The following is a 9450-nucleotide window of genomic DNA, read 5'->3' on the forward strand; positions in this document are numbered from 1 at the left end:
GGCGGCGGTGAGGAGGTGGCGGCCGGGTCGGAAGTGGGGTGAGATGCCGCTGAACGCGGCGAGGAACCGCTGCGCGGCGCCGACCGATCGGAAGCCCTTCATGGCGCGTTCGCGCTGCTCGTGGGTTGGTGGCTGTTCTCGGCCCGGTTGTTCAGGCCCTTGTGGGAGCGGTGCTCGACCGAGGGCATGACCTCGCGGCGGGCGGCGCCGTAGCTCTTGAGCCTGTCGGTGACGATCACCCGCGGCACCGTGCCGGTCTCCTTGAGGGGCGTTCTCGCCCACTTCATCGCCGAGCCCCACCAGGAGCTCAACCCGCCGCGACGGCTGCGGACCGTCCTGCGGCAGGTCAAGCGCAAGATGTCGAAGTTCCGATCCTGGAGACCCGACCGAACGCCACCGGTGCAGCCGACCAGGACACCCACCCAGGCCGTCAAGGTCATCCCTGCCCTCCAGGCCCCGGCCGACCCCTAAATCAACGGCATTGGGTTTAACAAACCACCGGTACAGAGCGGGGCCGGTGCTGCAGATCAAGGGCGGGCACCAACCTGGGCTTGTGAATAACCCTCCACGCCTCGACCTATCCGCTCACCGACTTCTGCGGCAAGCTCTAGGGGGCAGAAGAGCTTCTGTAAAGGTTCTTCGGTAAATATTGACCAGGTCGGATATTCCTCATTCTGCCAGAATGGAAAATTCTCTTAAATGGGAAATAATATACTCAAGCTCGCGGCTGTTGCAGCGGCAGCAATGACACTCCTAACCGTTGGGGAATCCTCCGCGTTCGCCAACTCGGGACCCGAGACGGCCGCTTCCCTCTCGCAGGCCGAGGCATCCAATTCTGCCGCAGGGCTGCGAGATTTCTACTTCGCAATGGGAGACTCCTATACAACTGGAATCGGAGCCGGAGATGAGTATAGAGTAGATAGATCTATTCCGGATAAGTACAAGGGCCAGGATGCCGATTATTGCCTGAGAAGCAACAATTCATATGGGAAGAGATTTTCAGCAGTCAATCCCGATGCCGCATTCAAGAACGTCGCCTGCGGTGGGGAGACTATATCGAGATTCAATGACATTCAATTAAATGAGCCGGACTTGCCCTTCGCGACCCAAGTTTACCTCACTCTCGGCGGCAATGACCTAAATTTTAAAAACATCCTCATGGACTGTTCCCTGGAGTACGTATTCTCCAAGAGCATGCCAACCTGCACCGAAAACCTGACAATCGCAAAGAATTCCGCACGGCACCTGCAGGAAAACCTGTCGGCCTCCTACGACCGACTCCGAGCAAAGGCTCCCCAGGCCCGAGTTTACGTCCTCGGATATCCCAAAATATACAATACTGGCAAGAGTGGCGAGTGTGCGGGATTCCCCCTGGGAATTCGGGAGCTCGCAAATGAGGTCGTAGATAGCCTTAATAAAACAATAGATTCGGCCATCGGAAATCGCCCCGGATTCACATTTTCTGACGTCAATCCGGCCTTTGAGGGGCATAGGATGTGCGACAGCAAGCCGTGGATAAATCCCCTGGAGAGCGTCGGCGTGCCCATCGACCGTATCGACAAGATCTCTGCACGCTTTGCGGGCCTTTATCATCCCGGCTTCGATGGGCACGGGGCTTACCGGGACACTCTCCAGCGAGCTGTCCGCCCCGGCCACCTGTGGCGCAACGAATCCGGTCTGTGCCTGTCGGCCACCGGCACATACAACGGCGACCCCGTGACCGCAGAACCGTGCAATACAAAGGATAGGCGGCAGGTTTGGGACGATGACCCCAGTCGCATCACCGGAAAACTGGATAGCTTTACGTATACATCCCGGGACTCGCGCCTATGTCTTGATACCGAGAACGCAGGTAAAGAAAATGGGAGCCCGGTCGTGATTGGTAACTGCATTGGCGCATCGCATCAGTTATGGGATCCGAAGAAAATAGGCCAGAACGCTGACAACTACTCTCCCCGGAAGTTCATCAATATCGAGAGCGGAAAATGCCTTGACGCGGAACGCGGCGAGCCGGGGCGCGGGCAGAAAATTGTCATCGCCGAATGTAGGGAAGTTCCTACTCAGTCATGGATCCCCTATTCAGTCTCGTAGGCGCTGTCACGTTGTGGACGGGGTGGGATGCAGGGCTGTTGCAAGGTCGATGTGATCTTGTGAATGCGCTGGTCAGGCCTGGTGTGACCGGATAGGCCGAAGCTCCGTTGGGGTGAGTGATCTCTCGAGTCGCTTACCCCAAAGGAGCTTCGGTGTTCTGAAGTTCCCCCGCTGAGCGACCCCGACGGCTACGGCGTCGCACGGCTGTGCCGTGTCCTGGGGGTCAACCGCTCCACCTACTACGCGTGGCTCGCCGCGCGGCCCGCCGCCGCCGAACGCCAGCGCGCCGAGGACGAGCTGGCCGGTCGGATCCGCGAGATCCACGCCGCCTCCCGGGGCGCCTACGCCGCCTCCCGGGGCGCCTACGGCGCCCCGCGCGTGCACGCCGAGCTGCGGCGAGACGGCCATACGATGGCGTTGTCACGTTGTCGGGTGCTTGATCGTCTGACGCCGTGTCGGGGCATGCTGGGCCCCGATGGGGGTGCTGGTTCAGGCCGTGGTGGGCAGGCCGGTGGCACCGGTGATGTGGTTCCAGATGGTGAAGCGGATGATCATTTCGAGGCGGTAGCGGGCGGCGGTGAGGAGGTGGCGGCCGGGTCGGAAGTGGGGTGAGATGCCGCTGAACGGAGCTGTCACGTTGTTGGTGGCCGGGGCGCGTAGACGGGCATGGTCGCGGTTGTACTCCTTGTAGTGGTCGGGCAATTCGTCGAACTGGTAGTAGGGGGTGCGGACAGCCGCGCCGGCACCCTGGTAGGCGCGGTCGGCCAGAGCCAGGATCTCCCTGGTCAGACAGGCCTCGACGATGCCGTGGGCACGGGCGGCGGTCAGGTCGTGGGTGCGGCCGGGCAGAGCTCGGGAGAACCACAGCGGGGTCCCGTCCGGCGTGGCGATGACCTACACGTTCATCCCGTGCTTCCTGTGTTTCTGCGAGTGGTACGGCTCGTCCGCGGCGATCCGGCCGGTCGGGATTAGCGTCCCGTCCACGATCACGAAGTCACCCTCGCCCAAGCTCTGTCCTACTCGTGTCTCATGGTGCCCGTTTCGGGCGTTTTGCTGGGACGGGTCTGGGACTGTCCTAGGACTGTCCCACCCTGTTTCGCCTGGTGGGGGCATGTCGCGGAGGTGCTGGGACGGGCCGGGACATCCGGCGGCTACCGGCCGGGGGCGTTGTCACGTTGTCGGGTGCTTGATCGTCTGACGTCGTGTCGGGGTGTGTCGGGCTCAGGCCGGGTGCTGGTTCAGGCCGTGGTGGGCAGGCCGGTGGCACCGGTGATGTGGTTCCAGATGGTGAAGCGGATGATCATTTCGAGGCGGTAGCGGGCGGCGGTGAGGAGGTGGCGGCCGGGTCGGAAGTGGGGTGAGATGCCGCTGAACGCGGCGAGTGAGTTTTCCGGGGTAGTCGGGCACCACGTTTCCGGTGAGCTCGGGCACCAGGTGTTTTCCGGCGAGATCGGGTACCACTGGTGGATTCCGGCTCTCGGCTTGGGCGGGCACGTTGCGCTGTATGGCGGAGGCCCCGTCAGGCGGAGGCGGCGCTGTGGTGGCGGAGTCGGGTGTGGGGGTCGGGGCGGCTGTGGGCGGCGTGGGGGTCGGTGTGGACGGTGGCCGCGGTGAGCCGGGGGACGACGTGGATGAGGGCGTGCTCGGCGTCGACGGCGATGGCGTGGCCCTGGTGGACGGTGATGTCGGGGTCGATCACGATGTTCGCTTCGGCCCGCAGGGTGTGGCCGATCCAGCGCATCTTGACGCTGCCGACGTGCTGGACGCCGTCGACCTCCAGCAGGGCGGTCTCGGCGGTGTCGATGAGCTTGGGGTCGACGGAGTCCATGAGGCGGCGGTAGACCTCGCGCGCGGCGTCCTTGAGGACCAGGAGGATCGCGGCGGTGATCAGGAGGCCGATGACGGGGTCGGCCCAGCGCCACCCGATGGCGACGCCGCCCGCGCCCAGGAGGACGGCCAGGGAGGTGAAGCCGTCGGTACGGGCGTGCAGCCCGTCGGCGACGAGGGCGGCCGAGCCGATCCTGCGGCCGGTGGTGATGCGGTAGCGGGCCACCCACTCGTTGCCGATGAACCCCACGACGGCCGCGCCGGCCACCGCCCACAGGTGGGAGACGGGCTGCGGGTTCAGCAGCCGGCCGACCGCCTCGTAGGCCGCGAACGCCGAGGACGCGGCGATGGTCAGCACGATCGCGATCCCGGCCAGGTCTTCGGCCCGGCCGTAGCCGTAGGTGTAGCGGCGGTTCGCCACCCGCCGCCCCATGACGAAGGCGATGCCCAGGGGTATCGCGGTCAGCGCGTCGGCCCCGTTGTGGATCGTGTCGCCCAGCAGCGCCACCGACCCCGACAGCATGACGATCACGGCCTGGATGGCGGTGGTCACCCCGAGGATGCCGAGCGACAACCACAGGGTGCGCATGCCCTGTCGGGAGGTCTCCATCGCGGAGTCGACCTTGTCCATCGCCTCATGGCTGTGCGGGGTCACGAAGTGCGCCAGCTGATGGCGCAGCCGTACGAGGCGCCCCCGGGAGTGAGGGGCATGCCCGTGATCGTGTCCGTGCCCCTGGCTGTCGCGGGTGTGGCCGCCGCCGGCCTCGTGGCGGTGGGGCCGGCCGTCGTGCTGGAGATCGCTCACGCTCTTCACACCCTTCCCGGGCATATCGGACTGGACGCTACATCCCGACGGTAGCATCATGTGCATATGAACGCACATGTGGACGTTACTCTCGAGGCGACCCCGCCGGACCTGCCCGGCAACGACCGGCTGACCACCGCCGCCGAGATCCTTGGGCTGCTTGCAGACCGCACCCGCCTGTCCCTGCTCCAGAGCCTCGGCGAGGGCGAAGCCGACGTCTCAACCCTGACCGAGGCCACCGGCGCCACCCGCACCTCCGTCAGTCAACACCTCGCCCGCCTGCGCCTGGCCGGCCTCGTCGCCACCCGCAAAGAAGGCCGCCACGTCATCTACGCCCTGCGCCACGGACACCTGCGCCGCCTCGTCACCGAAGCCCTGAACGCCGCCGACCACCAGATCCGACACCTGGCACCCCACGACTGAGCCCACTCACCCAGGGGAATCACCCGATCAGTGGCTCCCGATCTCGCCGGAAAAGCCGGACCTCTGCGCGGTACATCGCCGCCACGAACGGCCCAACCCTGGTACCGACTTCCACCGGACCAGTGGCGCCCATACGACCCGGTGAAATCACGCAGTACGTTCGCCCAGGTCTGCCCGAACTTCAGACACCAGCGCCGGATCGTCTCGTAGGACACGACGACGCCGCGCTCGAGCATCAGCTCCTCCACCTCGCGGAAGCTGAGCGGGAACCGGAAGTACAGCCACACACAGTGCGAGATGACCTCCACCGGGTACCGGTGGTTGCTGTACGACGGCGGCGTGGACGACACGGACAAGCCCCTTCGGTACGACCAACCCGAAGATCATCCCACCCCGCCACCAACAACGTGACAGTGCCCGCGGAGGATATGCGAAGCCCGGCGCTCAGGCGTAGCACTACTGCTGCCACGTCTGAGCGCTTGCCGAACCGTCGGCGGGAGCAGAATGTCAGTTGTGTCTCCTGTTGAGGTGGGCGGCTGTTGGCAGGCCGATGAGGAGCAGGAGGCCGGCTGCCGCGGTGTAGGCGAGGTGGTGGCCGGGCAGCGACAGATTGGTGTGTCCGGCCGTTCCGAGGGTTTGGGCGATGCCGGCGAGGACGGTGGGGCCGATGCCGCTGCCGATCTGCAGGGCGGTGGTGGTGACGGCTGAGGCGGTGCCGTGGGCCTGGTCGGGAACGTCGCGCAGGCCCGTTGCGGTGATGGCGGGGAAGGCCAGGCCCTGTCCGATGCCGGTGACGACCAGGCCGGCCAGGACTGCGCCTCCGTAGGGGGTGTGTGTCCCGGCCGTGCACCACAGCAGCACGCCGGTGGCGGTGAGCAGGATGCCGGTGATCAGGAGCGGGCGTGGTCCGCGGGTTTTCATCAGGCGCCCGGAGATGAGCGCGGCGGCGGCGACGGCCAGGCTGACGGGAAGGATCGCGAGGCCGGAGGAGGCCGGGGACATCCCGCGCACCTGCTGGAGGTAGAGCGGCAGCAGGAACAGCGAGCCGGTGACGCAGAAGTAGAACGCGCTCGCCACCACCGCCGCGCTCCGCACGCCGCGTATACGCAGCAGGCTCCGGTCCAGCAGGGCCGCATCCCCGGCGCGGGTTCGGCCGCGGCGCCACCACAGGTATCCGGTGGCCGCGGCGCCCACGACCATCGCCCCCGCCAGCAGTCCGCCTCCGGGGCGCGAGGCCAGGTCGGCGCTCAGGACGGTCAAGGCGATCGCCGCCACCAGTGCGCCGGCCCCCGTCAGGTCCAGGCGGCCCCGACGGTGCTGCCGGCCCAGCGGCAGCCACCGCACCGCGGCCACAGTGGCGATCACGGCCGCCAGGGCCTGCAAGGCGAACACCCAGCGCCAGCCGAACGCGCTGGTGACCACACCACCGAACACCAGACCGGCTCCGTAGCATCCCGCCTGCGCGGCCGAGAACACGCCCAGGGCACGCGAGCGCATCGGACCGCTGGGATACACCGAGGTCAGCAGGGCCGTGGCCGCCGGCATGGTGATCGCCGCACCCGCTCCCTGCAGCACCCGCCCCACCACCACCATCCAGAACGCGGGCGCGATGAACGCGAACGCGGCGCCCGCCGCCACCGTCGCCAGGCCCCAGACGAGTACGCGGCGGCGCCGCAGCCGGTCCGCCATCGCTCCGCCGCACAGCAGCAGGCCGGCGAACGCGAGCGCGTAGCCGGTCACCGCCCAGGACAGGTTCTGCGCCGAGGTGCCGAACTGCGCGCCCATCGAGGGCAGGGCACTGTTCAGCACGGCGACACCGCCGGCGTCCAGGCCCGCCGCCGCGCTCAGCACCGCCAGGGGCGCGTACCGAACCAGCACCGGACCGGCAGGCACCGGCGCCCCGGAACGGGTGCGCGTTGCCTGCCCGCCGGACACCGGCGGGCAAGAGGAGGGCGAGAGCGGTTCGCTGGGACGTGCGGGCATGTGCGAGCTCCAAGGAAGAGAGACGCGGACGGACCTCCGGCGCGAGGAGATCCGGCCCGTCGATGACAAGGACGGCCTGTGTCGTGGGCACCATCTGCCGCAAGTCTGCGCCGGACCGCGAAGCGCGACGAGACACCGCCGAGGGCAGGCACCGCTGGGGGTGGCCCCGGTAGGGCCACCCCCAGCGGCGGGGCGGGTTGATACTCGAGGTATGGCACCGTCCGCAGCACTGCCCGAGCTGGCCCACTTCCTGCGCTCGCGCCGGGCCCGGCTGACCCCGGAAGCCGCCGGCCTGCCCCGGACCAGCACCCGCCGGCTGAACGGACTGCGCAGAGCCGAGGTCGCAGCCCTGGCCAACATCAGCCCCGAGTACTACACCCGCCTCGAACAGGGCCGCCAACGCCACCCATCCCCCGACGTCCTGGACGCCCTCGCCACCGCCCTGCAACTCGACGACGACGCCCGCCGACACCTGCACCACCTCGGCGCCGGAAGCCCGGCACACCAAGGCGACCCGGACACCGCCACAGCCCCCGACGTGCCGGATGCGACGCTGAGGCTGCTCGACTCACTGACCCTGTGGCCCGCCCACGTGGTCAGCCCGATGCGCGACATTCTGGCCTGGAACGACGCCGAAGCCTGGCTGCTCTTCGACTTCGCCGAGCTCCCCGCCCAGCACAGGAACTTCGCCTGGTTCGCCTTCTGCGACCCCCGCGCACCCCAGCTCCTCGCGGACTGGGAGACGACGGCCCGCAGCAACGTGCACCGCCTGCGTCACGCGGCGGCCGCCGATCCGCACAACGAACGCGGCCGCCAGCTCGTGGCCGACCTGACCGCGCACAGCAGCCGGTTCGCCGCGATCTGGGAAGAACACGACGTACGCGGACCGACCACCGGAACCCACGGATTCCTCCACCCCCAGGCAGGCCGACTCGACCTGGACTACACCGCCTACGTCATCCCCGGCACCCACATGCTCGAACTCGTAGTCCTCACCGCGGACGAGGACTCCCCCACCCACAAGGCACTGAAGCAGGCCGCAGCCGAACGCTGACCAGGGAGGCCCCAGAAGCCCGGACAGACAGCGGCAAGGCAGGACGATAGTTACCCCGTTGCCAGCTGGGGGAGTATCAGAATTTCGGTGGACACCCTGATCAAGGGAGTCACTGATGAGCTCGCTGACGGATCACCGGATCGAGTCGGTTCCTGAGGGAACGGTTGCGGCGGAGACGGAAACGGCCGATGCCTTGGACATGGGTTCCAGGAGAGACACACGCGGGTCGGACGTGGTGGCGTCCGTGGCCGAGCTGGCGGCCGAGCAGGCCCGGGCCGGCGGGATGCAGCTGCTCGGTGAGGGCGGGCTGTTGCAACAGCTGACCCGGCACCTGCTCCAGGAGGCTCTGGAAGCCGAGATGGACGAGCACCTGGCCGGTTCCGCGGAGTTGGGCCGCAGTGCCCGCAAGGGCGGGAACGCCCGCAACGGCTACCGGTCCAAGACGGTGCTGACCGAGGCCGGCCCGGTCACCGTCGAGGTGCCCCGGGACCGGTCGGGGACGTTCACACCGAAGGTTCTGCCCCGGCATGCGCGTCGCACGGAGGGCCTGGACAACCTGGTCGTGTCGCTGACCGCGAAGGGCCTGACCTCCGGGGAGATCGTCGCGCACCTCGCCGAGGTCTACGGAATGGCGACGAGCAAGGAGACCGTGTCCACGATCACCGACCGCGTCCTGGAGGGCATGGCCGACTGGCGGACCCGCCCGCTCGACGCGGTCTACCCAGTCCTGTTCGTGGACGCTGTGAATATCAAGGTCCGCGACGGGCAGGTCGCCAACCGGCCCGTCTACGTGGTCCTGGGCGTCACGGCCGACGGCTACCGCGACATCCTGGGCCTGTGGACCTCCAGCGGCGGCGAGGGAGCCAAGTACTGGCAGTCGGTCCTCACCGAGATCAAGAACCGCGGCGTGAAGGACTGCCTGATCCTGGTCTGCGACGGACTGACCGGGCTGCCGGACGCGGTCGCGCAGGTCTGGCCGCAAACCGTGGTCCAGACGTGCATCGTCCACCTGCTGCGGAACTCGTTCCGCTACACGTCCAAGCGGGACTGGGCGGCGGTGGTCAGGGATCTCAAGCCGGTCTACACAGCGCCGAACGAGGCCGCGGCGCTGGAGCGGTTCGCCGAATTCACCGCGGCCTGGGAGGCGAACTACCCGGCTGTGGTGAAACTCTGGGAGAGGGCCTGGCCCGAGATGGTGCCCTTCCTCGGCTTCGACACCGAGATCCGGAAGATCATCTGCACCACCAACGCCATCGAGAGCCTCAAC

General features: G+C 67.4%; 7 protein-coding genes and 6 pseudogenes. 6 read left to right on the forward strand and 7 right to left on the reverse strand.

The window, feature by feature from the left end; all coding sequences use genetic code 11:
• A pseudogene (locus AC2TEW_RS37555) lies at positions 1–266 on the reverse strand (DDE-type integrase/transposase/recombinase); the annotation flags it as partial.
• Here AC2TEW_RS37555 and AC2TEW_RS37560 point away from each other — a divergent pair.
• From AC2TEW_RS37560 to AC2TEW_RS37570, 3 genes and pseudogenes are all read left to right on the forward strand, one after another.
• On the forward strand, positions 262–471 hold the full coding sequence (locus AC2TEW_RS37560; RefSeq protein ID WP_484627709.1) for a hypothetical protein: 210 nt from the start codon (positions 262–264) through the stop codon (positions 469–471). The pseudogene AC2TEW_RS37555 and the gene AC2TEW_RS37560 sit on opposite strands and share 5 nt — an antisense overlap.
• Positions 472–699: 228 nt before the next feature.
• Positions 700–2091 carry a ricin-type beta-trefoil lectin domain protein gene (locus tag AC2TEW_RS37565; RefSeq protein WP_484627704.1) on the forward strand — a complete coding sequence of 464 codons (1392 nt, stop codon included), beginning with the start codon at positions 700–702 and terminating at the stop codon, positions 2089–2091.
• Positions 2092–2388: 297 nt separating this feature from the next.
• Positions 2389–2514: pseudogene (locus AC2TEW_RS37570) on the forward strand (IS3 family transposase); the annotation flags it as partial.
• Between the two features lie 66 nt (positions 2515–2580).
• Here the strand turns inward: AC2TEW_RS37570 and AC2TEW_RS37575 are convergent.
• From AC2TEW_RS37575 to AC2TEW_RS37590, 4 genes and pseudogenes are all read right to left on the reverse strand, one after another.
• Positions 2581–2715 (reverse strand): annotated as a pseudogene (locus AC2TEW_RS37575) (IS6 family transposase); the annotation flags it as partial.
• A 24-nt stretch (positions 2716–2739) separates the two neighbouring features.
• Positions 2740–3099, reverse strand: a pseudogene (locus tag AC2TEW_RS37580) (transposase family protein); the annotation flags it as partial.
• A gap of 230 nt (positions 3100–3329) precedes the next feature.
• Positions 3330–3473: pseudogene (locus AC2TEW_RS37585) on the reverse strand (IS6 family transposase); the annotation flags it as partial.
• A 137-nt stretch (positions 3474–3610) separates the two neighbouring features.
• Positions 3611–4747 (reverse strand): cation diffusion facilitator family transporter, encoded by a 1137-nt coding sequence (locus AC2TEW_RS37590; protein ID WP_484627705.1) that lies wholly within the window; start codon positions 4745–4747, stop codon positions 3611–3613.
• 42 nt (positions 4748–4789) lie between these two features.
• Here AC2TEW_RS37590 and AC2TEW_RS37595 point away from each other — a divergent pair, with 42 nt between their 5' ends.
• Positions 4790–5146 carry an ArsR/SmtB family transcription factor gene (locus AC2TEW_RS37595; RefSeq protein ID WP_484627706.1) on the forward strand — a complete coding sequence of 119 codons (357 nt, stop codon included), beginning with the start codon at positions 4790–4792 and terminating at the stop codon, positions 5144–5146.
• A 152-nt stretch (positions 5147–5298) separates the two neighbouring features.
• On the opposite strand, the pseudogene AC2TEW_RS37600 reads toward AC2TEW_RS37595, so the two are convergent.
• Positions 5299–5496 (reverse strand): annotated as a pseudogene (locus AC2TEW_RS37600) (IS6 family transposase); the annotation flags it as partial.
• Positions 5497–5653: 157 nt separating this feature from the next.
• Complete coding sequence (locus AC2TEW_RS37605) at positions 5654–7024, reverse strand: MFS transporter (RefSeq protein WP_484627707.1); 1371 nt, start codon at positions 7022–7024, stop codon at positions 5654–5656.
• Between the two features lie 316 nt (positions 7025–7340).
• Here AC2TEW_RS37605 and AC2TEW_RS37610 point away from each other — a divergent pair, with 316 nt between their 5' ends.
• Complete coding sequence (locus AC2TEW_RS37610) at positions 7341–8183, forward strand: helix-turn-helix transcriptional regulator (protein WP_484627708.1); 843 nt, start codon at positions 7341–7343, stop codon at positions 8181–8183.
• Between the two features lie 199 nt (positions 8184–8382).
• Positions 8383–9450 (forward strand): IS256 family transposase (locus AC2TEW_RS37615; RefSeq protein ID WP_484627636.1); only part of this gene is annotated, 1068 nt, incomplete at its 3' end.

The sequence above is a fragment of the Kitasatospora sp. NEAU-CNBT7 genome, from assembly GCF_057220535.1.